Raw genomic sequence first — 26716 nt, 5'->3', positions numbered from 1 at the left:
ATCCCCCATGAATCAACAATAATACGCCATGGCTCGAAAGTTAAATACCAATATACTATCTGTAAGATTAGTAATCCTTATGCTTGAATTTGCGCAAAAAAAGCTCCTTCGAGAAGCAGCATGCCAGAGCAGCCGCCTCACCAAAAGAGCGTCGTTTGTGTTCCTATATTACATTCACACTTCCAGCGTCTGAAGCTTAGTACCCTTCGGTAGTACAGAAGTTATATACTCGTGAACCGGATGTTGTCCTTCGGCTTCCGCAAGCACCGTCACAATTCCTTGGTCCGTGCCCGTTCTGATCAGACGTCCCATCCCTTGTTTAAGTCTCAGCAGCATGTATGGCAAATCCACCTCTTCAAAAGGATTGGAGGTCTCCGCACGTTTCGCCATAAATACAGGGTCGAGCGGCGGATAAGGCAGTGACCAAATGATTACATTAGATAGTGAAGGTCCTGGTATGTCTAGTCCTTCCCATAGCGTTACCGCACAAAGCACACTATGCTCATCCCTTTGAAAAGCTGAGATTAGATAGCTGATCTCTTGATCTCCTTCAAAGAGGAAAGAATACTTGCTTGATTCTGCTGTCTGCGAGCTGAGCTGCTTGAACTGCAGAAGTTCTTCCCGAGTACGGAACAGCAGCAGGGCTCTTCCTTCAGTCTGCTGAATAAGCTTTAGAGAGATCTCCATTTTTTCAGCAAAATCACCGCTCCGAAGCTCTGGCACATAGACATTCATCTGATGCTCATAATCATAAGGTGAGTCTACAGAGAAAGACAGGAAGTCGTGTATCCCAAGACTATCCTTCAAGTATTGGAATGATTTATCCACGGATAAGGTAGCCGAAGAGAATACGATTGGGATTTTTTGCGTGAACAAGCTGTCTTGGAGTACTTCCTTAACATTACGTGGCATTACCGACAGCGTTAAGCCATCGCTATCTTCTGTCGCCCAGCAGATTAATGCACCTGAATCCTCAAACAATCTCAAGGCAATCTCTATGGTCTCCAAGCGTTCTTCCACAATCCGCAATTGATATTCATCAATCGTGTAAAGTCCACTTTCGAATACTAATTCTTCTTCAATAGCAGCAATTACACTACGCATGCGGTGCACCTCACGGATTAGCGGTGCATTAAGCGCAATGCTTTTTCGATCCGATCCAGGAATGCTGCGGCATTGACGACGAATGTATTTAAACATCTGCTCACTTTGCATAATCGCTTCATCAATAAGTACCGCGAGCGTCTCACGAATCTCATTCTGCAGCAGACGAGAGATGAGCTCTTCAAAGACAACATGCTTCATTTTATAGCCTAACGCCTTCATGGCGGCAGATTCTAACAAATGCCCTTCGTCAAAAACAACGGCACAATGCTCTGGAAGTAAAGGAATTTGACCCTCTCGCTTACGCGCTTCATAAGTCCAAATATGTTCCATGTAATAATCGTGAGAACAAATGATCAAGTCACTTGATTTCCGGTAATGATCACGGGACAACGTCTGCCCACAGCGGTGACGCATATCGCAAGTAAAACAATCCTGAAACGTATCCCAATTGATCTTATTCCATTGCTCATCGTTCAAATCTGGATAGTCCCTACGGTCGCCATAGGCATGGAACTGCTGCATCGGTGCATGAGAATGTACAAAATCAGGTAGAGTACTGTATAAACTCTCCAGCGGCAAGCTCCCATCATCATTGTTGCGTGCGTGATCCAGCTTTTTCAGACACATATACTTGTCCGGAGATTTCGCTAGTCTGGCATCAATATTCATATTCAGATGCTTCGCAAGCTTGGCAATATCGCCTTCCGGTTTCACAAGCTGCTCGATCAATGACTCATCCGCACAAGCGATAATCGCTGGTTTGCCCATATACCGCGCATAACAAATGCTATATAACAAATACACTAAAGTCTTACCCGTACCGACCCCTGCCTCAGCAAAAATCGTCTTTTTCTCAGCAAAAGCTCGCTCCACCTGAAACGCCATGTAAATCTGTTCATCACGGACTTCAAATCCTGCCTCAGGAAGAATTTCATAAAATACATCTCCGACCCATTCTCCTACTTGCTCCATAAAAGGTCTGGTCCGATCATATTCAAAAGGATACTGTGTCGCCAACAAGCCTACCTCCAATATTTGATCAGGCATATCACGTATGCCATGAAAAATAGAATCAACGGAAAAACTCTATTATCTCATAAGATTGGAATAATTACAAAGTAGTTCGTTCGGATAATTTAATGGTTGTTACAAGTTACTATAGCAGGCAGGAGGATCATTACCTTTAATAGAATAAACAGTTACAGGAATGTATTGGAAGAATCGGAAGATCTCTGATAAAAGGGAGGGGTAAACTTGAAAAAAACATTCATAATCATTTTAATCATTGCAGTGGTTGCTCTTATTTTACCAATCGTATCCACTCCATTTATTAACAATTACATTGCATATTCCACAAAGAAAAATCTAATGGAATTATCTTTGCCGGATAAAACTGAAAGGGTAGATGCTTTATCATCCGCTGGGAAATTAATGGGGAATGGAAATGGAATGCAATTTTTTGGCGCTATTTTAATCAAATCAGAACAAACTTTGGAACAATTAAATAATTTTTATGCAAAGTATCGCGAGAATGATTGGAGTTACATCGTTGAAAAGCAAGTGAGTAATAACATTGCCTTTATTGAACATCGTGATTTGAAATTCAAAGCATTGAAAGCAGATGAAAAACTAGTTAACTATTATATTGTTTACACTTGGGGCAGTAGTAATTATCCATTAAGTGATCTAGACATACGAGGACATTAACACTTAAAGGATGTAAGTATTAAACCATTGGGAGGGAAGAACATGCATTGGAAAAAGTATTTTATTCTAGTGTTACCAACGATAATAATTGGGCTATTTTTATACTCCTTTCTTCCAGCACACCAGAGGCCCTATGTTTTATTAGTTCCTATGATATTCTGGTTGATATATCACACTTGGATTTATATTGAAAGAAAACAAAAGAAATAAAAACGGCAGTCAAGGACTCTTTACACTCGTCCAGGACTGCCTCATTTTTTGAAAGATTAATCAATTACAGTACTTGCTTCCAAAACTCCGTCCCAGCAAAAACAAACTCTTTATCCAGCGCTTCTCCCCCACCCTCAAAGCAATCTGCCCATGGAACACGCTTCTTCCTCAGGGACGCAGCATCCTTCACGCCATATTCCTGATAACTAACGGTTTGCTCATTCGCTGCGTTATTCCAGTTGTCCCAGCCCATAGGATGAATATGCAAGCCCATCTGACAACCCACAAACACGGTCTTCGCGTACTCGCGCCAAGGACGTCCTAGAAACACTGGAGCAATATCAGGATCGGCTGTTAAGAAGCAATTCTTAAAAATGTAACCATGTGACTGTCCCTCGGGTGTCGAAGCTGCTGTTATATAACCGGAAAGATTCTCATTATGACGTAAACTGCGAATCTCACATTGATCGAAATAAGCCGTGGCACCGCCAAAAATAAAATCGATGGTTCCTTCTATATAGCAATACTGATATAACTGACGATACTGGGCGTGATGTTCTCTCAGCGGAATACCTCCGAATGCCCTTCGCTCTCGTGGAGCAGGTGGTAAAGGTCCGGTGAACAATGTGTCCTGATACCCCTTAAAGATGCAATTTCTGAATACGGTTTGGTCGCAATGCGCATAGACGGCTAAAGCCTGCCCAATACGCTCTCCCTGCCCAGCACTATTGGTTATCACCAGATTCTCTAATACCAAATGACTGCCGCCCAGAAATAACGTTGGAGTAGCAAACGTATTGATTTCTTCTCCCGCTTCATCACGCTCTTTGGCATAACGGTTCATGGTTATTTCCACGTAGCCAAGTCCTATAACCGTAAGATTAGAACGGTAAATCCGAACTGCCTCTTGATAGATGCCGGATAAAATATAGAGCGTAACCGCTTGGCTGGTTGGCTCACCCTCTAGCGAATCTATCGCCTCTTGAATGGTGCGATAATCGCAAAAGGATTCTTTGCCCACTACTAGCATTGTTGTCTGTTCCCTTCCATGGATTTTAGAGATACTTCGCCAAAAATTGCTGCCATAACGTCCGCATTTCCAGAGTCTCCATATGCCCTCCACTTCCCACTAGCGGTTGCCAATGTTCTGGGCTCCCTGCTGTTTGGTAAGCTTCAGACAATCCTTGAGCCAGATGCTCAACACCTTCAATCGGACATAACCGATCGTTTCTGCCTACTAGACTCATTCGCGGGCGGGGAGCGATCCGCTTTTGAATGTCGAGCGTTGTGTAATGCTTCAATAACCCGGGCACATATGAATAGTAGCCATGATGGTCTAATCCTCTTACAGCAATTAGGGTATGTGCATCTACTTGACCACAGATGTCGACAATCACTCCGACCCGTTCGTCTAATGCAGCCAGCCACCATGCCATCAAACCACCCATGGACATGCCGATTGTTGCGATTCGGGAAGCGTCAATATCCTCACGTTGGCACATGTAATCCAGCATTCGAATATTGTCATACAGCATCATGCCCCACATGACCTGCCCCTTCCATAGCATTTCCTTCACTAGCTCGCTCTCAGTTTTACCGCCACGCTCATTAAAGCCCCACATATCGATACAGCAAGCAGCGTACCCCATCTCCGTTAGGGCTTTAGCAAAAGAGGGCTGTTGCAAATAGGCGCTGCTGCGAACAAACTCATTACGTCCATTCGCGTAATTCCCCCCATGAGAATGATTAAAGACAACCAGCGGAAACGGTCCTTCTCCATCCAAAGGAATAGCAACATAAGCAGGAACCCGTTCCAATCCATTCAGATCAAGCAAAAGGGATTCGAGGCGATATCCGTCCCGTTCCTCTTGGTTTATCACAGTTACCGAAATCGGCTTATCCGTTGGAAGATCGCCTAACAGTTCCTTCAGTTTATCCGGCGCCATGGCTTCCCCCCTTTACGGACACACATTCTGTTCTGTGGGCGAAACGGTAACTTGTTCTACTAGTTTCTCCGGCTTTTTCGTGTTCTTGGACTGACAATTCACGATCTCTATGGCTTCGCCATTTTCAATGTAAAAAGCAGGTCCTTCATGATTCTCGATAGTCACCTGTTGGAATTGTACATCCCTTGCATTGCCTAGGAAAAATCCGCGATTGTTCATGTTCTCGATTCCTGTCATCATATCCGGATGCCCGGGAACCGCATTACTTGCCATAGAGATATCAATATTTGAAAAAGTAATCTCCGATACATACTGCTCCGCCAGTCCATATAAGAATCCCGCAGCAGCATGAACATTACGTGCGGTAATATTGGCGAAATGGATGCGTCTAAAGCATGGCGTTTCATCAGTGATCGGATAAGGATTTTTATCCCACACATACTTTTCTTTCCCGCGCGGCCCACAGAAATAGTATAGATTCAGAGTAAATGGACAAATGACGTCTTCCATTACAATATTACTGATCCTAATGTCTTCAATAGTTCCACCACGACCCCGTCTTGATTTCATACGAATGCCACGATCGGTTTGCTTAAAAACACAGTTGCTAATGGTTACATTCCGAATATCTCCACTCATTTCACTTCCAAGAACAACTCCACCATGCCCATGAACCATGGTACAGTTTGTGATCGTGATATTCTCGCATGGAATACGTTCTTTCGTATCTTCAGTTCCTGCTTTGATAGCAATGCAGTCATCACCTACATCAATATTGCAGTTACTTATCCGAACATTCGTACAGGACTCTGGATTAATACCATCTGTATTCGGAGAATCAGCCGGGTTCAAAATGGACAGGTTATCAATCGTCACATTGTAGCAGGCCACAGGATTAACGGTCCAGCTAGGAGAATTCACCAGCGAGACATCCTTAATCGTTACCCGCTGACAGCTATCAAAGCCAATCAAAGTCGGACGGGGGTACTTTAGCTCTTCCCGACGGTTCCGAAATACATCCCACCATGCCTTACCATTACCATTAATAGTTCCGCTTCCGGTAATCGATATATTGACTAAACCTTTACCATGAATACAAGGTGTATGAACCTGCTGCTTCACCCCTTCCCATCTACATTCCACCGCAGGGTAATTCACAGGGTTCGTACTGAATGAAAGGATCGCTCCTGGATTTAAATTTAATTCAATATTGCTTTTCATAACAATCGCACCCGTATAGTAAGTGCCAGCTGGCACATAAACAGTTCCTCCACCAGCCTCACTTGCCGCTTCAATCGCACGCGCAATCGCTTCTGTCGCTAACATTCCGCTATTCTTAAGCGCACCAAAATCGTCAATATTATATACGGACATACTATAGCACTCCTGTTCTATATCAGATCCAGCCTCTTAATTGTTCGTATTCCACACAGGCTTGTAGGAAAGCACCCACACCTTTTTGGTCATTCGTGACAATAGGCTCACTAATGTAATAAGCAAAGGTACCATCTCTTTGGTCCACTCCACCTAACCCCGCCACTTGGCAATTTTTATTTAGATTGACCCAACCTTCTTTGGTTTCTAGTACAAATTCGCTGATAAGTCCTTGGAACGCGCGGTCTAACGGTTCGTACCAACTAGCCTCTAACACGCCTAATCGAATACCTTTTGCCATAGCGTACACAATCATACTGGAAGCAGAAGCTTCTAAATAATTCCCTTTGCGTTCCCCCAGATTCACTACTTGATACCAGACTCCTGATTCAGGATCCTGATATTTCTTCACAGCAGTTAAAGTATCGTTTAGAATTCGGACCAGTTCTGGATAATCAGCATGCTCACTCGGCAATAACTCTAGAACATCAACTAAAGCCATAAGATACCAGCCAAGTGAACGCGCCCAAAAGTTAGGAGATAGCCCTGTCTCGGGGTCACACCAAGGCTGAATATGTTGTTCATCCCATGCGTGATATAGCAGACCCGTTTCCGTATCTTTAGTGTGCTTCTCACATAAAATAAATTGTTTCGTCACATCTTCAAGCCCCTGCCCTTCCTCAAAGGCTAGCAAGTAGGCCAAATAGAAAGGTGCACCCATATAAAGACCATCCAACCAGATTTGATAGGGATAGATATTTTTATGCCAAAAAGCGCCTTCCGAGGTTCGCGGATGTGCCTTTAGCTGTTTTCTAAATAAGGTAGCCGCTTGTTTATATTTTTCCTGCTTGGTTTCTTTATATAGTGTGAATAATAATTTCCCGTTATTAATGTGATCGATATTGTACTCGTCCAAATGATAGCCCTTAACGCTGCCATCTTCCTGAATAAAGTAATCCATATGATCTTGAATGAATTGCATATACTTCGCATCGCCAGTTTGCTTCCACAGCCATTCAAATCCATTCAACACCACACCATAGTCATAGGTCCAGCTTCCGTTGTAGCCTTTATCCTCATAGAGCTTTGGTGTCCTCGCCATGATAGAGTCTGCCGTGTGAATTGCCCAATGTGATCTCTTCATCCCAACCCCCTGAATGTTATTAAATTTAAGTACTACCTTCTCCCACAAAATAATAGGACTTGATTCTCAGTCCGAGAGAATCAAGTCATTGTATAGTAATGTACGAACGAATCAATCTTGAATTAAACTCTGCATCTCCACACAAGCCATCACCAACGCGCCCACGCCATGTAAATCATTCTTAACTTTAGGTCGAGTGACATAACTCTCGTAATCCCCAGCCGAAGTACCGATACAGATGTCCGGCAAAATTAATCTATTCTGGTCATCCCACTGAATCAACCTGGTTAACCCTTCATAGCCTTTTCTAGCTGCAGCTATAGCCATTTCTGTATCACTTACAATGCCATGCTTCACGGCTTTGGCAATCGTGTAGACAAATAAACATGACCCTGAGGTCTCAAGCCAATTATCCGGCTCGTGCCCCTTGTCCACGACCTGATACCAAAGCCCACTCTCTTGATCTTGATAACGAATAAGGGCATCAACGAATTCACTTAAAGTAGAAGATAATCCAGTTCGAGCGGGATCATGGACGGCCAACAGATCAAGAAATTGCGACAATGCGAGACCATACCACCCTAACGATCTGCTCCAGAATTCTGGTGAACAGCCTGTCTCCGGGTTCGACCACGGCATCCGGCGACTCTCGTCCCAAGCATGATATAATAACCCGGTTGTCTCATCTTTCATATGCTTGCGCATTAACTTTTCCTGATGGAGAACCGTATCACGCAAGCTAGAATCGCCATAGACATTAGCATATTTTAACGAGAATACACCTGCCATATAAAGCCCGTCTAACCACATTTGGTTAGCATATTTATCCTTATGCCAGTACCCACCCTCAGAGGTTTTGTTTAACGTAAGCAATAAATTCCTCAGCTTCTCTGCAGCAATGCGATACTTGAGTTTACCTGTCCGCTTATGAAGGTTAAACAGCAGTTGTCCGGCTTGAACGGCATCTAACTCATCACGGGCAAAATAAAAGTTACCGTATTCATCTACCAAATCATCCACGTATGCCTGAATATACTGAATATAGCGGTCTTCTTGATATACATTCCACAATAGCTCCATACCGCATAAAAATACACCTTGATGGTAGTGCCAACGATGAGCTGGAGGAAGTTCTCCCGCCTTGTAAGTATCCATTAATGAATCGCAAGCTTTTTTTGCCCACTCTATGGGTGTTGTTGGTGCACTGACAGTCATCTCCAAACTCCCTCCATCAGAATATTCTCTCTTTCAATGCTTATTAGCCCTTCATAGAACCTAACATAGCTCCTTTAGCAAAATGCTTTTGCAGGAATGGATATACACATAGTATTGGTAGAGTAGCTACAACGATAACAGCCATTTTAATCGTTTGATCTGGCGGTGGAGCAGCAGCGTCCAGTGTAGCGCTGTGATCCATACCGCTGGCAAGCACAACAATTTGTCTCAGTAGAACCTGTATTGGCCACTTCGTACTATCATCCAAATACAGAATCGCATTCATGTAGGTATTCCAATACGTAACCGCATAGAACAATCCGATAGTCGCTAACGCAGGTAAGGATAGTGGCAATACAATTCGAAATAAAATTCCGAAGTCATTACAACCATCAATTTTGGCTGACTCCTCCAGACCATCTGGTATATTCTGGAAAAATGTTTTAAGGATGATCATGTTAAATGCACTAATCGCTGAAGGTAGAATAAGTGATGCGTACGTATCTATTAGTCCTAATTCCTTCACTACGAGGAAAGTTGGGATCATTCCACCATGAAAGAGCATGGTGAACACAACCATAAAGTTAACCACTTTACGTCCGTCCAGATCTCTTCTAGCAAGAGCGTAAGCCATCAGAGAAGTGATTAACAAACTGAAGAATGTACCAATCACCGTGACACCAATGGAAACACCCATGGCTTTAAATATTGTATTCGTTGAGAAGATATACTTGTAAGCTTCCAGACTCCACACTTTTGGTATCAGTACAAATTTATTAGCCGCTAGCTCTGCAGTCGTTGTAAATGAGCCTGCTACAACGTGCATAATCGGAAGTATGGTAATTAAAGCTATGAGCGCTAGCAGCGTAAAGTTTATAGCCGAAAAAATTCTACTACTGATTGTTTTATCATGTACCATTTCAATTCCTCCCAGAACATATCAATAAACGCCTTCTTCGCCCATTTTCTTAGATAATTTATTGACCGACATTACCATAATCAAGCCAACAATCGATTTAAAGAATCCAATGGCTGTGCTGTAACTAAACTGTCCTTGTCTTAGACCAGCAGTATAAACATACGTATCGATAATTTCCGCGACTTCTCGATTCATGGAGTTAAGTAGCAGATATACATGTTCAAATCCAAGATCAAGAACGGAACCAATTTTCAGAATAAATAATGTGATAATTACCCCTCTAATCGCTGGAAGAGTAATATGCCAGACTTGTCTGATTCGTCCAGCTCCATCCATACGTGATGCTTCGTAAAGCCCTGGATCGATGGCAGCAATGGAAGCGAGATAAATAATCGTTCCCCAGCCTGCTTCTCTCCAAATCACCTGAATAATATACATGGGCCTGAACCATCCTGGGTCAAGCAGGAAATTGATTTGTTTAAATCCAAAATAGGAAAGTAACTCGTTGATGATCCCTCCATCCATCGTGACCATAACAAATGAAATGGAGACGACGATAACCCACGACAAAAAATGGGGTATATAGAAAAGACTCTGAAAAGTTCTTTTGAAAAAGGAGCCTTGAAGTTCATTTAACATCAGGGCAAGGATGATCGGAATCGGGAAATAGATAAGAATATTCATCCCGAAAAGCACAAGTGTGTTCACCAATATATTTAAGAAATCCGGCTCTGTGAACAACCTGCTGAAATGCTTCATACCCACCCAATCACTGCCCATTATTCCTTTATAAGGCTTATAGTCTTGGAATGAGATAATTAATCCATACATAGGGAGATATTTAAAAATAATAAAATATAGCACTCCCGGTATTAGCATGACGTAGAGCAATTTATTTCTCCACAGCCGCTTTTTTAGTACGCTGCTGCTTTTATAAATCTCTGGCTCAGGCTGCATTTTAGGGGCTGAACTAGGCTGTGCGGTGACATCCTGCATGATACTCTTCCTTTCTCCTTCTTTATTCAAACACGATATTACTGAACCCTGTGAGGAATAGAAAAGGTTGTTGAAACAAGATCAACAACCTTTTCAGCTATATCGTTTAACTATTCGAGCACGGGTTACTATTTTTTGTATAAAGCGTTGTACTCTTCAATAATTTTATCTCCACCACGGCTCTTCCAATTCTCAACCTCTTTTTCAAATCCAGCTCTGTCGAGCTGTCCATACATATACTTGTAGGTTGCATCTGTAATAATTTGTTGAATCTCAACACCTTTTTCAGTGTAGGTAGCTGAGTCCATAGCCACTGTTGGATCTGCTACACCCACTTTAACGTTCTCAAGTACCAATTCTTCTGCATGAATACGGCCTGGCAGAACGTTATAACTTTGGTACATGCCATTAGTTTCGTATTCTCCGATAACACTATCCTTGAAGCCCTTAACTTCACGTTCGATCAAATCTTTGTCATCCGCAGGTTTCGCTTTACCGTCTACAACGGTATAGTGAGTCCCTTCAATTCCCCAATACATCAAGTTAGCTACTTCTGGTGTCATCATTTGGTCAAAGAAAGCAAGGATCTTCTTGAGTTCTGCCTCATCCTTCACAGCAGATTTCGGGAACATGACGACATTGTTATACCCGGGAATCATCCATTGCGCATATTTACCTTCTGGACTCGCAACCATACTATGCGTATCTAGAACAGCATCAGGGAAAAGCTTAATGGTATCTTTGTTGAGGGTATCTATATCTTGTATAGAGCCTCCGATATAGAGCCCTGCTTTACCAGATGTAAACATGTTTACAGCATCCGTTTTACTAGTAGCAGCAAAATCCTGGTTCATGTATCCGCCTTCACGAACTTTTTTGAAGAAGTCCATCGTATCGAAATACTCATCGAAGGTAAATTCAGGTGCTAATTTGCCATCCTTCTCTCCCCATGAGTTCGGAGTTCCAAACCAAGATGAGACTGTTTTAAACGCACCATAGGTCAACTCATTACGGTCAACAATACCTATAGTATCTTTTATTCCATTACCGTCTGGATCTTGTTCCGTGAAGGCCTTAGCCATTTCGAACAATTCATCTACATTAGCTGGTGCAGCAAGTCCTAATTTATCTGCCCAGTCTTTCCGATAGATGATCCCTTGACGTGCCAGAGGGCGGCCGATATACAAGGTGTACAACTTGCCATCCACTTTGGTGTTATTCAGAATTTCAGGTTTCAATTTACTCAGATTCGGGAATTCACTTAAGAGAGGACCAATTTCCCAGAACTGACCGTCTTTAATCGCTTCTTTCATCTGAATGAAGGTTGTTTGATTCTTTAAATACGTCACTTGCGGCAGTGAGCCAGTCGCAAAAGATGAATTCAGTTTTTCTTCGTAAGTATCAGCAGGGAAAAATTGGTACGTCAACTTCGTGTTGGTCAATTTCTCAACTTCATTCTTAATCGTGTCAGGTGGTGTATCAGTCGTATTTAATGGAAGCATAATCTTGATTTGTGTCGGCTCTTCTTTTACATCTTCTTTTGCTGCCTCTGTCTCTACCGGCTTAGCAGTGCTCTCACTACTTGCAGTTTCAGAACTTGCTTGATTGTTGTTACCACCACATCCAGCCAGCAATGTGCTGAGTGCTAACAGTGATGTCAACAACATGGTGAAGGATTTCTTCTTCATACCATTTTGACCTCCATAATTTGTATTGGTTACGAGTCCCACATTACATCGTTGGCAAAGTTACGAAAACAATCATTTCCCCATAAAGGGCCGTTCTTAAAGGGATCTGAGCAAATGATTATGGTGATAACACAAAAAAATCCACTGCGTCATCCGCAGTGGATCAAACTAACCTATTTACTTCTCTATCCCAAGCTCAGCCTCACCATATTCCTTAATAATCTGATTTCCTCCGTTGGCTCTCCATTTCTCAACTTCCTTCTGGAATCCCTCAACGGTTATATTGCCTAGTATGTAATTGTACGTAGCGTCCACAATGATTGTAGACAATTCCACATTCTTTTCATCATAGGTAGAAGAGCTTAAAGACACGGTCGGATCGTCGACCAGAAAAGATTCATTATCTTTACTTAGCTGATCCGCAAGTGAGGTCAATTGCTCCTTCTGAGCCACCTCCATAATGTTCTTATTACTAATGTCTGCAATCATCAAAGAATATAACGGATTTACTTCTTGCACCCGCAGCTCCGAAGTCTCCTCGGGAAGAATGATTTTTCCTTCCTCAAGCTTATAATGGCGCCCTTCAAACCCATACATCATTATATTCGCTACATCTTTATCCATGGTTCGATCAAAGAATTCGAGTACCTGGCGGAGTTCATCCTCAGTAGCAATGGCTTTTTTGGAGAAGAGATAGAGTCCATTATAATTGGGTATCGACCACACCTTATATCCTTCAGGCCCTTCGATCCGATTGATTAATGTAAGTTCTGCCTTTGGATTCAAATTCTGAGCTTCAATAGACAGCCGCTTTACATCTGTCATACTGCCGATAAATACACCAGCAATACCATTAATGAACTTATCGCGTTGTACTTCTTTGCTCGTTAAGGCGAAATCCTGATTAATAATTTTCTCATCATATAATTTCTTCATGAAATTCATAGTGTTCATATACTCAGCGGTCACAAATTCAGGTACAAATTGATGATTCTCTAGTTTCCAATTATTTGGTGTGCCAAAATACGAACTTAACGTCTTAAATACCCCATACACAAGATCATTTCGATCGACTAATCCGTAGGTATCCTGTTTGCCATTCTGATCTGGATCGTTGTATGTAAATTGTCTCATGACCTCATATAGTTCATCCAGTGTTTGCGGATTATTTAAATGAAGATTGTCGAGCCAATCCTTGCGTATAATAACCCCCTGTCTGGAAGAGGGGCGTTCCGTATATAAGCCATAGATCTTACTATCTACAGAAGTCTGCTTAAGAATGGCGGGGTTCAGTTGTTTAAGATTGGAGAACTCCTGAAGGTATGGGCCGATCTCCCAAAAGGCATCCGAACGAATAGCATTTTTCACCAGATTATAATCTGAGAATTTTACAAATGTGACCTTTCCGAGGGAATTGGTTGTAAGCGCCGTGTTCATCTTATCCGTGTAGACACCCTCTGGAACCCACCTTATATCTAGCTTCACACCTGTCAGCCTTTCGATCTCTGCCATAATCTCTTTCGAGGGCTGTTGCGGAAAATGAAGGGGCGCCAAAATTGAGATACTCGGGGGAGACACTTTTGGGCCGGAATCGGCAGATTCCTTATTGTTGCAAGCGCTTAATAAAGAGAAAACGAGCAAAGCAAATAAACAGAAATACATCGTTGCCCTTCTATCCATTGATACTCTAGACATTTTGTGGCCTCCTAGATATTGTAAGGATTATCACCTGAAAGCTTGAAGATTTTACATTTTATAAGCATAATTAGAGCTAATGATTATCGCGAAGCGAGATGATTATTGTTATTTACTACCAAGTTACATACACTTAGAACAAGTGTCTACTTCTACATAAGTAAAGGTGCTGAGTCTCGTGAGACCATTAAGCTTTCTAAGTAAGCTAACGATGTTTGCCTTTGTAATTAGCACGCTGCCTGTATTGTTCATCGGTTCTTTTTCATATCTCACATCATCAAAAGAAATTCAGAAAAACGTTAACAACAGTAAAATGGAACTTATCTTACAAATCACCTCAAATGTAGAACATAAGTTAACAACTGTCAATCAAACATTAAACCAAGTGATCAACTCCAGTGTATTAAAAAAAGCACTAAATAACCCTTTAAATGAAACCGATTTCATTTTGTACAATGATTTAAGAAACGAAATTCGCAATATGCAATCCTTCGATACGAAGCTGGAAGATGTCATCTTATTAAATCAGCAGCAAAATTGGATGATCAAAAATTCGGGAGTCTATCGTTTGGATGAATACAAGAACTATGCACAGCTCTCAAATCTGATGAATATCGCCGAAGATACCTCGTGGATTTTGAACCCATCCTCCCTATTTTATAGCGAGGAAAGCATCAACGTTACTGGCTGTAACTACAGCATTAGTCTTATCAAGAAACTCCCGACCAATAAGCTGCAAAAGTATGGGCTCGCCTTAGCTAATATTCCTGTCTGCAGTCTTCAAGATTTCATTAATTCTGATGTACAGCCACTCGACGATATTATCGTTCTGGATAAGGAAGGTCGGTTCTTGCTCCATCCGGACCGCAACTTGATCGGGAAGCCTATGAGGGAAGGCGGATTTACAGAAGATTCTTTCATTGCTAATCCCTCCAAACTTTCAGGGCAGTTCAAAACCGTGATCCACAAGAAAAATTACGCTGTCACTTACATGCGCTCTCAGATGAATGGCTGGGTTTATCTTTCGGTCACATCCATGGAAAGTTTAACGAAAGAGTCTCAAAAAATCGGTCTGTTTACGATATTCGTATGTACTTTTATGCTTCTTCTCTCCATTCTCTTGGCATGGATCGGATCAAGACGGATGTATACACCTATTGAAAGACTTCTCAATCAGATGGGCCAACGCAAAACGGATATCAAATCCAGACATACAAATGAATTTCAGATTATCGGAGAACAGGTTCATTCTTTATTTCAATCTAAATCTCAGCTGGAAAAAGAAGTCCGTCAGCATATCCAGCAGGTTCGTACCTTCTTCTTAATCAATGCTTTCCATGGCAACGTTAAGAAGCGTGATCTGCTCGAAGAGCTGGAGCAATTCGGCTATCACAAGCAACTCGAAGAATGGAAGACGATGGCTGTGATTACGTTGTCGATCGATTTTGCCGAAGATTCCAGTTATGAGAAAAAAGATCTTAATCTTTTATTATTCGCTGCCCATAATATGATTGAAGAGTTAGTCTGCCCTGAACAACGACTGGCTCCTGTAATTATGGACCATGCGGTGGTCGTATTATTGGGGAGTCCGAACTGTGATACTCAGTCTTTTCACAAAACTCTATATTCACTTACGGAGAAGCTTCAACAAGAAATCAATAATTACCTCAAAGTACAGGTGAGTATTGGGCTGAGCCTTCCCTTCCACGACTTACCGAAGTTATCCATTGCTTACAGAGAAGGCCTTGAAGCACTAAAGCATCGGATTAAGCTTGGCAAGGGTGTCATTATCCAGTACGAAAATATTAACTCTGGCAAACATTATCTGAACTTGAACTACCCTACCCATAAAGAAAATGATTTACTGGATGCTATCAAGCTGGCTGAAACGGAAAAAGCCAAGGAGCTTATTCATTTTCTCTTTAAATCGATCTTTGCCCAAGAGCTGTCACCGCAGGAGTACCAGATCCCGTTGACGCGCCTGCTCAATAATTTACTCATTATGATGCAGGAATCCGGTATTAGCTTGAATCAAATTTATCATGCCAATGGTTCCATATTTGAGGAGCTGCATGATCTTCATACTGTGACGGAGATTGAGGATTGGTTCTGGAGCATGGTCATTTATCCGATGATCAAGATTTTTAACAGCAGACAGAATGCGCAATACCACAACATTTCCGAGAAGATCATCGATTTGATACAGCATGATTATGATACCGATCTTACTTTAGAAGAGTGTGCTTCACGTCTGCATTATAATGCCAACTATATCAGCAGTGTCTTCCGCAAGGAGACCCAGTACTATTTTAGCGAATATTTAACAATGTACCGATTTAAAATGGCGAAAAAATGGCTAAAGGAAACCGACATGCCCATTAAAGATATTGCAGCCAAATTAAGATACAACAATTCTCAGAACTTCATTCGCTCTTTCCGTAAACAGGAAGGCATGACACCTGGACAATACCGGGAGCACAATGCTGGCACAAAACTTAAATCCACCTTTGACGAATCGATGTAAAAAAGACCATAAATACTGCTCAGGTGGAATCAAAAAAAAAAGAGTCTCTCTTTTTTTTGAAAATATGTTAACGTGTGCATATACCCTTTTAAGGAGGAAATGGAACGAAATGTTGAGCTTTCGTCTACACCCTAACCCTACAGAGCAAGCTGAGCTTTCTCCGGAAACCTCGTTACTTACCCTCTATCCGCTTAAGACGGACCAGCCACGCCCTTTTATATTGGTATTGCCTGGAGGGGGTTACCAGCATTTAGCTAAACATGAAGGAGCACCAGTCGCTCATTGGCTGAACAGTCTAGGTATTCATGCCGGTGTATTAGATTATCAGGTCGGAGATTTTAGCGTCACTTCACTGTTAGATGATGTTGAGGAAGCTCTGAGGTGGATTAGGGGCGCCTCACAACATTGGAATGTAATCTCAAACAAAGTTGGGATGATCGGATTTTCGGCAGGCGGACACCTAGCGTCTATCTTCTCTACCACAAGAGCAGAGAAACCAGATCTTCTTCTGCTAGGATACCCAGTGATCACTTTCCAAGCGCCTTATGCCCACATGGGAAGCCGACTTCATTTTCTAGGAGACAATCCAGCTCCAGCGGAGCTGCGCTCCTTTTCATCAGAATCACAGGTAACTTCACGGACACCTCCAACTTTTATCTGGACTACAGCAAATGATGCCAGCGTTCCTGTAGAGAACAGTCTGTTGTTCTCAAATGCACTATCGGAGCAAGGGATCCCATTTGAACTACATATCTTTGAAGAAGGACGGCATGGTTTAGGGCTTGCTAAAGAACATCCTCATTGCCGGCAATGGCTTTCCCTTGCTGCGAATTGGTTAAGGGAACATCACTACACTAAAACAGAAGAACTTATAACACCCACGTTATTTATTGCGGGCGATTCCACTGCGGCTATTAAGGGTGCTGGAGAAAAACCAATGACCGGCTGGGGTGAATACCTGCAAAGTTATTTTGGGACTTCTGTTCGAGTTGAGAATCGCGCCATTAATGGCCGCAGTACTAAATCTTTTATATCAGACGGCCGCCTGGATGCCATCCTTAAAGACTTCAAAGCTGGCGACTACCTTTTTATTCAATTCGGGCATAACGATGAGAAAAAAGAAGATCCCTTGCGTTACACCGATCCCGACACTGAATATCGCCGCAACCTTACTCAATATATAGAAGCTGCTCGGCAGTTAGGAGGTATTCCCGTTCTGCTAACCTCTGTGAGTCGCCGCCGATTTACTTCAGATGGACAGCTTGACCCGCTTGCTGTAGGCGCTTATCCCGAAGCCATGAGACAGGTAGCTGAAGAAACGCAAACACCGCTGCTTGATATTTTCGCAGCTTCGCAATCGCTCTATTGTTTATTAGGTGAAGAAGAATCCAAGAAATTATTCATGCATTTTCCAGAAAATATACATCCCAATTACCCAAACGGAGTTACGGATGATACGCATTTTTCAGATGAAGGTGCTCAGCAAATTGCTAAACTTGTGGTTCAAGCCCTTAAACAAAATACAGCCTCCCCTATATCAAACTTACAACAACTTTTATAAGGAGTGATTACAGATGTCTCTAATTAAAGAAGTTATTACAGAGTACTATCGTATCCCTTTGCCAGAAATCATGGAGGACGCAAAACATGGCCTGCATACTCACTTTGAAGTTCCCATTGTCAAAATTAGAACGGATGACGGTCGTGAAGGGGTAGGTTATACCTATACTGGCGGATTTGGCGGCAAAGCGATCTGCTCACTAATTGCGTATGAATTAACACATATCTTAATTGGCAAAGATGCCAGCTGTGTAGAAAGTATCTGGGAGCAGATGAACTGGGGAATACATTATGTTGCACGCGGCGGTCTGGCTAGTTTCGCCATTGCAGCTTGTGACATTGCATTATGGGATTTACGTGCGAAGAAAGCAGATGAACCTCTCTACAAACTTCTGGGTGGTGCTAGTAATGAGGTCAAATGCTATGGCGGCGCGATTGATTTAAATTTCCCATTAGAAAAGCTCCTCCTAAACAATCAAAAATATTTAGATATGGGTTTGAAGGCTGTCAAAATTAAACTAGGCCAAAAAACACTAGCCGAAGATGTGGAACGAGTAGCTGCGGTACGCCAATTGATCGGTCCAGATGTGGCGTTTATGGTCGATGCGAATATGAGCTGGAGTGTGGAAAAAGCGATAAAAGCCGCACGCGAATTTTTGAAATACGACATTCTCTTCTTAGAAGAACCAACAATTCCAGAGGATTATGCCGGCTATGCACGTATTGCCGAAGAAACAGGAATGGCCGTTGCAGGCGGAGAGAACTTGCGCACTTTAACCGAATTCCATCACATGCTGCAATATGGTCATGTGGATTTCCCTCAACCCGATGCTTCCAATATAGGCGGAATTACAGGCTGGTTAAAGGTAGCTCACTTAACTCAAGCTTATAACCTCTCCGTCTCTACACATGGGATGCAGGAATTACATGTTAGTTTGTTAGCGGCTATGCCAAATGCAGGTTATCTCGAAATGCATAGCTTCCCTATCGATCAATACACTACACGTCCTCTAGTGATTAATAAAGACAATGGGATGGCTATTGCTCCTGAAGTAACGGGCACTGGGGTTACCTTTGATTGGGACAAATTAGCACCTCACAAACAACAATGCTAATAGGAGCGATTAATCATATGAGCATTCCCCTTCATCTAGGTGTTCGAGCACATGATTTCACACAAGTTCCATTGCATGAGTTAATTGAGAAAATTAAGTCCTATCATTTCGCTCATATCCAGTTTGCACTTAAGAAGTCTTTTCCTGATAGTGCCCCTAATCTTACGGCTATCAGCCCTGGAACGGCCAGTTATTATGGCAATGCCTTTAGGCAAGCAGGTATTCAGATTGCGGTGCTTGGCTGTTATGTAAATATTGTAGACACCGATCCACAAAAACGGGCACAAGCGTTAGCCGCGTTCAGTACCCATCTGCGCTTGGCCAGAGATTTCGGCGCTAATCTGGTTGGTACGGAAACCGGAAGTGTGGGAGTTGGGTTTACCACAGATAATTTTACAGAAGAGGCTTTTCAAGAGGTAATTACATCGGTAAAAGCTATGGTGGCAGAGGCCGAGCATTTTGGTGTGACGGTAGGAATTGAAGCTGGACTCCATCATCCGCTGTACACCGCATCCTTAACTCGCCGACTGCTGGATGAGATTTCTTCTAACAATCTTCAGATCATATTGGATTGCGCTAATCTAATGTCGCCAACAAATTACTTACATCAAGAAGCTATTATTACGGAGGCTTTGAAGCTCTTAGGAGATCGAATTGCCATTATTCATTTAAAAGATTTTATCGTGCAGGATGGAGCCATCAAGATCGTTCCTGTGGGTCAGGGATGGCTAGAATTCGAGCCGATTCTTCGTTATATGAAATACGAGCGCCCGCATATTCAAGGCATACTAGAAAGCACTCCGGAATCACATTTGGGAGAGAGCATTGCCTTTTTACAGGGGATATATGAAGAAGTGTAGCGTGAAGCGTGGATTTTTATATTCTGTTTAACATCCGTTTGACCTCCATGAAATAAAGGACTGTTATGATCAAGACATCAAGAGTACCTGGGAGGGGTTCTATGCGTCTTGCTTTATTTACAGACACATTTCTTCCGCAAACGAATGGTGTTTCACTCACGCTTCAGCGCTTAACCACTCATTTGAACCGGCGAGGTATCGAGCATCTGCTATTTTCGCCGAAATCTGCTCCTGAAGACAGCTATGCCGATCCCATACGTCCCATTACCAGTATCCCCTTTTTCTTATATCCAGAATGTAGACTCGCGCTGCCGAATATGTCCTCCATCCAGTCAGAGCTAAAAGCTTTTCGTCCTGATCTGCTGCATTTGGCAACTCCTTTCAATATCGGCTTATGCGGCCTGCGTTATGCGCGAAAGTATGGTCTGCCTCATGTCGCCTCCTACCATACCCATTTTGACCGCTATCTTGAATATTACCGGATGAAAAGAATCGTCCCACTCTATTGGAAGTACATGAAGTGGTTCCATCGGGCCTGCGATGCTACCTTCGCGCCCTCCAACGAAACACTCGATTCCCTCCAAGTCCAAGGCTTTCAACGTTTAAAGCTTTGGTCTAGGGGCATCGACTGCAATCTCTATACTCCGAAAAAACGCAGCCATCAGGTCCGCGATCGTTACGGAATTACCGCACCGTTACTGCTTCTTTATGTGGGAAGGATTGCACCTGAAAAGGATATCAACACCCTATCTCTCGCTATGCAGCAATTGCCTGAGTCTATGCAGTCTCAGGTGCATTGGCTAGTCGTTGGAGATGGTCCCCTTCTCCCAGAGATGAGAACACAGGCGCCGCATAATGTCACATTTACAGGCTATAAGCACGGTGAAGAGCTGGCTCAATTGTATGCCTCAGCTGATCTATTCGTCTTCCCTTCCAGTACAGAAACCTTCGGCAATGTTGTCCTTGAGGCTATGGCTTCGGGGCTGCCTGTCCTCGCCGTAAATGAAGGCGGGGTAAAGGATCTGATCACACCCGGTCACAACGGAATGATTGTCGAACCTCGTTCCCCGGATGCTTTTATTCGTGAAATTTGTGCAAGTATAGAGCATCCCCACAAGCTGGCTGCTATGGGGTATGAGGGTCGACAGCTGGCACTCGACCGCTCGTGGGAGAGCATTTTCGATGGACTCATTCACGATTATGAAGAGATTCTTGAGCATAGACGTTTCGACCTTATACCGGCTTTACTACCATTAGTATAATAATGACGATAGTCAGTATACTCCTTGATCATTCAGCAGCCCAGTTCTAGACTATAGCCAAGACGATATGTCATGGGCATTTCTCTTCTTCAATCCTATTTTTTCATTATGTTATAATAATGGAATCCTTGCTAGGAGGGGAAAAGATGGCCCTTATTCATTATGTTGAGTACAATACTACACACGCGAGCAATTTTGTTATAGATGTTCCTGTGGGCTATCACTGGCTTCTTGTAATCACCAAGACCCCAGCGCAATTCTGGGTAAATGGCGGGTTCAAGGAATACCCTGCTCACAGCGCAATCCTCTATCGTCCATTACAAAAAGTCTATTATCGGGCCTGCGCTGATCATTTTATCAATGATTGGATCCGCTTCGAATCCAATGAACCTTATATTACGGAATCTCCCCTTCCGCTTGGGGTTCCCTTTGCCCTGAGTGATCCGGACTACTGCCACAAGTTGTTTGAATTGCTTGTCGTCGAGCATAATTTTAACCGGGATTGTAAAGAATCTTCCGTCGATTATTTACTCCGGACGTTGTTCAACAAACTATGGGAATCCTACTTCCAAGATGATATTACACCTCAATACTACAAACTACTGAAACTGCGTACAGCTATTCAAACTAACCCGGGCGATTACTGGACAGTTTCGAAGATGGCGGATTTTCTTCTAATCAGTCCTGGTTATCTTCAGAACATCTACAAAAAAACGTTTGGAATCTCCTGCATGGATGACGTTATCAACAGCCGAATCCGTATGGCAAAAGAATACTTAATTCACAATGCTCAAAGCATTGCTGAAGTCGCTTCCCGGTGCGGATATCAAAATGTGGAGCATTTCTGCAGGCAATTCAAACAATTGACCGGACATACGCCGAGAAACTACCAGAAGTATGCAAGGGGTTAAAGCGGAAAGAGAAATGTGAAGAAATATCACACTACTTTCTACTTTTTCTTTGAAAACTAGTCCTCAAGATAGTCTATACTGACGGAGACGTTGATATAGACTTCTTTAAGCTGACCGTTGATCAAAGGGAAATGTCGCTGCAATTCTGGGATAATCCCATCATGCTCCATAAAGAGAAATGTGTTTTGTACTCCACATCGTTGCAACCGTCAATTTGGCTCCCGATAAAATTGCTGTTGCTCCCCGTACATCCCAACCACGAACATATCCATATCATTCTGCCAGTAAATCAGCATCCTAAAATTCATTTTCAAAACTATTCCATGAGTTCCATCCCACGGGTGGCTTCAATCCGAGTTGTTATTCGAACATATCAATGATTGATGTTGCTAGAGCTATACACAACTTGTTGTCAGCGAATGGGCAGTTTTTTTTCTTCTTCACGGGACAGAGCGTCCTTTGGAATTTTTGCTCAGAAGTTCGAAAAAATTTAAATTAGGTCTCAAAATATATAAATTTTAATTTTTTTAAGTTCCATCTAACAATAGATCAATAACTGGTGAGGATAGGTCATTGTTTGAAGAGAACTGTTAATTTATTATGGTTTTATGTTATGTAAGCGTTATCAATAAAAGGGATTGAAGAATTCACCATTCATCAGGAGCCATCTTCAAGTTGAAGTATGTCTAGTTTATGAAAGGGGGAGGACCTCAAAGTTGGTCGTTTAAACGCATTGATTTCACAAAAAGGAGTGACAAGATGCGCAGTCACAGCATGAGGAGCAATTCTTTTAGAAAATTTCTTTATATCTCGCCCTTTATGGTTTTACTTGCTGTTTTTGCATACTACCCACTCTATGGATGGGTTTATGCATTCTTTGACTATATGCCGCCGATCCCGCTATCACAAGCGCCTTTTGTCGGTCTCAAGTGGTTTCGCTCCTTGGTAGAAAATCAGGTGAAGGTTGATCAACTGTTACAGGTCATCAAAAACACGTTCGGCATAAGCGGGCTGAGTATCCTTTTCTCATGGCTTCCCATGTTTTTTGCAATTTTCCTGACAGAGATCAAAGCCGTGCGTTTTCGCAAATTTATACAGACAGTAACCACTCTTCCAAACTTTATCAGCTGGGTCCTCGTATATTCCCTGGCATTTTCTATGTTCTCAAGTGAAGGCGTCGTCAACGGCTTTTTGAGCCAGATGGGACTTATTGATTCTCCTGTACTCTTACTTCAGAACTCGGACCATGTCTGGATTACTATGTGGGTATGGATTACATGGAAATCACTAGGTTGGTCGGCCATCTTGTATATAGCAGCAATTATGAGCATTGATGAGTCTCTGTATGAAGCGGCTTACGTTGACGGTGCAACAAAAATGCAGGTTATCAGGCATGTGACTTTGCCAAGTATGCTGCCGACTTATTTTGTACTCTTGATGCTCCAGATTGCCAGCTTCCTGAACAATGGACTGGAGCAATACTTTGTTTTCCAGAATGCATTCAACAAAGAGTCCATACAGGTATTAGATTTATATGTATACAATCTAGCCATGGGAGGCGGCAGCTATTCCGTTTCCGTCGCTATCAGTATGTTGAAAAGTCTGATTAGCATTGTGCTTCTTTTTTCCGTAAACGGGCTGTCCAAATTGTTTAGAGGAGAGGGCATTGTATGAGTGACAACCAGACTGGACTTTCTCCGAAGGCCAAAGAAAATAAGCGGAACTTCTCCAGAAGAACTAAAATGCAGGTCAGAACAACCGATAAAATGATTTCGGCTACCATTTATATCCTGTTTACTCTCTTTGCCTTTGTTTGTGTATATCCGTTTTACTCGATCATCATTAATACCATCAGCGCCAACGATCTCAGCGCCAAGGGTGAAATTGTGTTTTGGCCCAAGGGGATCCACTTCCAGAATTATATTGACGTATTTAAGATCCCTGGACTATGGAATGCATTTGTCATTTCTTTGGGGAGAACGGTAATAGGCTCACTTTTGACAGTCGGGGCCTCTGCCTTTTTGGGATTCATGTTTGCCCAGGAGGATATGTGGGGGAAAAAATTCTGGTATCGGTTTACCATTCTTACGATGTTTTTTAATGCCGGCATTATCCCCTGGTATTTGACCATGAGATCCCTGCATCTGACTAACAATTTCCTTGCCTACATTCTGCCGGCTATTGTAGCTCCTTTTTTTATCATTCTTGTAAAAACGTTTGTGGAATCAACGCCGAAGGAATTGCAGCAGGCAGCCAGCATTGACGGTGCCGGGATTATAACGATCTTTTACAAGGTTATCTTACCTATCAGCAAACCGATATTGGCTACAGTCGCTATATTTTCGGCAGTGGACCAGTGGAATGCCTTTCAGGACACACTACTGCTGGTTACGGACAGCAAATTGTATAGTTTGCAGTTTATTCTGTATAACTACATCAATCAAGCCAGCTCCCTATCTACCATGGTCAATTTGCAAAATGCCGGATCAACCGCCATGGCCAGTCTATCCACCAAGCAAACCACCACATCCATTCGTATGACAGTTACTATCATCGTTGTCGCACCTATTTTGCTTGTTTATCCGATCTTCCAAAGATTTTTTGTAAAAGGAATTATCATTGGCGCAGTCAAGGGTTAATTTGCACGATTATGATTAATTAATCATTTTTGGGGGGCTGTAAATGAATAAACATAGTAAGCTGGCAAGAAAGTCTATGCTGATCTTTGGCACCGCTCTTCTTCTTGGAACGGCGGTACTCAGCGGATGCAGCAGCAATGCCAACAATGCAGGTACAGCAACCGAGACTTCCGATCCGGGTGGAGGAATTGATCATAGCAAGCCGCTGACGATTACCGTGTTTAACAACGCAGCAAATTATCAGGGAGAGCAGACCGGATGGTACGGAAAACTAATTAAGGATAAGTTCAATATCACCTTAAATATTCTGTCTCCACAGGTTGCCGGTGATCAGCTATACAAGACAAGGTCAGCATCGGGAGATTTGGGAGACCTCCTTATCATTGATAACAGTCAGCTGGAGGAGTTAATTCCGGCGGGTATGATTATGGATATGACGGATAGGATCAAAAATACGGAGTACCTGTCCAAATATGTGGACAATCACTTCAAGCCCTTTAATGCAGCGTTCGAAAGTATAAATCCTGAAGGTAAAATATATGCTTTACCCACTTTTGTATCAGACACTTCCCCAACAACATACTCAGAAGAAATCCCTTACTCCAGTCCGATTATGCCTTGGGATTATTACAAGGGAATCGGATCTCCCAAGCTGAACAATCTGACAGATCTGCTGAATGCACTAAAGCAGATGCAGGAGAAATACCCAAAGACACCGGAAGGAAAAGCGATTGTTCCGATCACCCTGTGGAAGGACTGGGACAATGGAAGTATGGAAAACGTTCGTTGGTTAAGCAACTGGTATGGCTATGAGCAGCCGGACGGAACCTCGACCATTCAGTTGAATGCAAAAGGCGATATCGTTCCGCTCGTTGACGACAACAGTATGTACAAGAAAATTCTCCAATTCTATTATGACGCCAATCAGATGGGGCTGGTTGACCCTGACTCGGCAACCCAGGATTGGAATAAAGTCGCTGAAAAGCTGACCGATAAACAGGTTCTACTATTATGGTATTCCTGGCAAAGAGGCTTCTACAACACCATTGAAAGAGGCACTAAAGGTGACGGTAATGTTGCCGTTCCGATCGCCGATACCCACATTATCCAGAATAGCGATGCCTACTTCGGAAACGGAAGAGTATTTGCTATTGGTTCAAAAGCAAAAAATCCTGAAAGAATCATTGAATTCATGGATTGGCTAGTATCACCTGAAGGTCTTCGCTACTATACCAATGGATTTGAAGGCTTCAATTATGAAAAAATGTCTGATGGCAAGTTTAAGCTGACTGAAGTAGGACAAATCGCATTCCAAGAAAATACCCCCGTTCCTGAACAGTACGGAGGCGGAGGATATCAAGACGGGCAGAGCAAGATCAATACTATGATTATGAGCGATTTTGTAGTAGATCCGGAAACAGGTGAATTTTACAACAACAATTATTGGAGCTCAACCATCGAGGCCAATAAGACTACTCTAACTAAGGAATGGCAGAATACTTATAATGCGAGCACCCCGACGGAGTACTATCAGAAAAACAATATGATCGATATTGTGCCAAATATCAATACAAGTCTCGGGTCAGATTCGTCGGATATTAAGAATAAACGAAGCCAGATCTCTGACTATGTTAAAAACACCTCTTGGAAAATGATATTTGCCAAAGATCAAGCAGAATTCGATCAGCTCTGGAATAAGCTGAAGAGTGATGTGGTCGGTCTCGGTTGGAATGATGTCATTGCTATGGATACAGAAAGAGCACAAAAAATCGTTAAACTGCGTACGGAAGCAGTTGCTAGCCAATAAATCGTTGCTACAACAAAGATAAGGGACGTTCCAAACA

The 26716-nt window shown here is 42.6% G+C and carries 20 protein-coding genes; 10 read left to right on the top strand and 10 right to left on the bottom strand.

Annotation, left to right across the window (positions count from 1 at the left end):
- Positions 1–174: 174 nt before the first annotated feature.
- Positions 175–2079, bottom strand: coding sequence for an ATP-dependent DNA helicase (locus tag ACN6MV_RS10055; protein WP_419886738.1), 1905 nt, complete (start codon positions 2077–2079; stop codon positions 175–177).
- 282 nt (positions 2080–2361) lie between these two features.
- On the opposite strand from ACN6MV_RS10055, the gene ACN6MV_RS10050 reads away from it, so the two are divergent.
- Entirely contained in the window at positions 2362–2814 is a 453-nt protein-coding gene (locus ACN6MV_RS10050) for a hypothetical protein (RefSeq protein ID WP_339290161.1), read from the top strand.
- 274 nt (positions 2815–3088) lie between these two features.
- Here the strand turns inward: ACN6MV_RS10050 and ACN6MV_RS10045 are convergent, their stop codons facing one another.
- From ACN6MV_RS10045 to ACN6MV_RS10005, 9 genes are all read right to left on the bottom strand, one after another.
- On the bottom strand, positions 3089–4054 hold the full coding sequence (locus tag ACN6MV_RS10045) for a pectinesterase family protein (RefSeq protein WP_419886264.1): 966 nt from the start codon (positions 4052–4054) through the stop codon (positions 3089–3091).
- Between the two features lie 25 nt (positions 4055–4079).
- Positions 4080–4970 carry a dienelactone hydrolase family protein gene (locus ACN6MV_RS10040; protein ID WP_419886263.1) on the bottom strand — a complete coding sequence of 297 codons (891 nt, stop codon included), beginning with the start codon at positions 4968–4970 and terminating at the stop codon, positions 4080–4082.
- A 12-nt stretch (positions 4971–4982) separates the two neighbouring features.
- Complete coding sequence (locus tag ACN6MV_RS10035; RefSeq protein ID WP_076120031.1) at positions 4983–6344, bottom strand: glycoside hydrolase family 28 protein; 1362 nt, start codon at positions 6342–6344, stop codon at positions 4983–4985.
- A gap of 22 nt (positions 6345–6366) precedes the next feature.
- Positions 6367–7488: a glycoside hydrolase family 88/105 protein gene (locus ACN6MV_RS10030; RefSeq protein WP_419886262.1), complete on the bottom strand. Its 1122-nt coding sequence runs from the start codon at positions 7486–7488 to the stop codon at positions 6367–6369.
- Positions 7489–7599: 111 nt separating this feature from the next.
- On the bottom strand, positions 7600–8703 hold the full coding sequence (locus ACN6MV_RS10025) for a glycoside hydrolase family 88/105 protein (RefSeq protein ID WP_076120029.1): 1104 nt from the start codon (positions 8701–8703) through the stop codon (positions 7600–7602).
- A 43-nt stretch (positions 8704–8746) separates the two neighbouring features.
- Positions 8747–9622: a carbohydrate ABC transporter permease gene (locus ACN6MV_RS10020; protein ID WP_076120028.1), complete on the bottom strand. Its 876-nt coding sequence runs from the start codon at positions 9620–9622 to the stop codon at positions 8747–8749.
- A 21-nt stretch (positions 9623–9643) separates the two neighbouring features.
- Positions 9644–10579 carry an ABC transporter permease gene (locus ACN6MV_RS10015; protein ID WP_419886737.1) on the bottom strand — a complete coding sequence of 312 codons (936 nt, stop codon included), beginning with the start codon at positions 10577–10579 and terminating at the stop codon, positions 9644–9646.
- 167 nt (positions 10580–10746) lie between these two features.
- Positions 10747–12306 carry an extracellular solute-binding protein gene (locus ACN6MV_RS10010; protein ID WP_042126120.1) on the bottom strand — a complete coding sequence of 520 codons (1560 nt, stop codon included), beginning with the start codon at positions 12304–12306 and terminating at the stop codon, positions 10747–10749.
- 177 nt (positions 12307–12483) lie between these two features.
- Entirely contained in the window at positions 12484–14001 is a 1518-nt protein-coding gene (locus ACN6MV_RS10005; RefSeq protein ID WP_419886261.1) for an extracellular solute-binding protein, read from the bottom strand.
- A gap of 178 nt (positions 14002–14179) precedes the next feature.
- On the opposite strand from ACN6MV_RS10005, the gene ACN6MV_RS10000 reads away from it, so the two are divergent.
- From ACN6MV_RS10000 to ACN6MV_RS09960, 9 genes are all read left to right on the top strand, one after another.
- Positions 14180–16525 (top strand): AraC family transcriptional regulator, encoded by a 2346-nt coding sequence (locus ACN6MV_RS10000; protein WP_339290152.1) that lies wholly within the window; start codon positions 14180–14182, stop codon positions 16523–16525.
- 109 nt (positions 16526–16634) lie between these two features.
- Positions 16635–18086, top strand: a complete 1452-nt coding sequence (locus ACN6MV_RS09995; RefSeq protein WP_419886260.1) for a GDSL-type esterase/lipase family protein — start codon at positions 16635–16637, stop codon at positions 18084–18086.
- 13 nt (positions 18087–18099) lie between these two features.
- A complete protein-coding gene (locus ACN6MV_RS09990) occupies positions 18100–19200 on the top strand; it encodes a mandelate racemase/muconate lactonizing enzyme family protein (protein ID WP_419886259.1) in 1101 nt (366 codons plus the stop codon).
- Between the two features lie 17 nt (positions 19201–19217).
- On the top strand, positions 19218–20060 hold the full coding sequence (locus ACN6MV_RS09985) for a sugar phosphate isomerase/epimerase family protein (protein WP_375102492.1): 843 nt from the start codon (positions 19218–19220) through the stop codon (positions 20058–20060).
- 101 nt (positions 20061–20161) lie between these two features.
- Entirely contained in the window at positions 20162–21322 is a 1161-nt protein-coding gene (locus ACN6MV_RS09980) for a glycosyltransferase family 4 protein (RefSeq protein WP_419886258.1), read from the top strand.
- 146 nt (positions 21323–21468) lie between these two features.
- The gene (locus tag ACN6MV_RS09975) at positions 21469–22233 is read left to right on the top strand and encodes a helix-turn-helix transcriptional regulator (RefSeq protein ID WP_419886257.1); all 765 of its coding nucleotides are present in this window, start codon (positions 21469–21471) and stop codon (positions 22231–22233) included.
- Positions 22234–23175: 942 nt separating this feature from the next.
- On the top strand, positions 23176–23907 hold the full coding sequence (locus ACN6MV_RS09970) for an ABC transporter permease subunit (RefSeq protein ID WP_341111759.1): 732 nt from the start codon (positions 23176–23178) through the stop codon (positions 23905–23907).
- Positions 23904–24872 (top strand): carbohydrate ABC transporter permease, encoded by a 969-nt coding sequence (locus tag ACN6MV_RS09965; RefSeq protein ID WP_197069768.1) that lies wholly within the window; start codon positions 23904–23906, stop codon positions 24870–24872. Before ACN6MV_RS09970 ends, ACN6MV_RS09965 begins: the two co-directional genes overlap by 4 nt.
- Positions 24873–24915: 43 nt before the next feature.
- On the top strand, positions 24916–26679 hold the full coding sequence (locus ACN6MV_RS09960; RefSeq protein WP_419886256.1) for an extracellular solute-binding protein: 1764 nt from the start codon (positions 24916–24918) through the stop codon (positions 26677–26679).
- Positions 26680–26716: the final 37 nt, after the last annotated feature.

The sequence above is a fragment of the Paenibacillus sp. B-A-8 genome, from assembly GCF_048572915.1.
GTDB lineage: Bacteria > Bacillota > Bacilli > Paenibacillales > Paenibacillaceae > Paenibacillus_AQ.
Note: the sequence above shows the minus strand (reverse complement) of the source record. Positions and strands in the feature narration are given on the sequence as shown.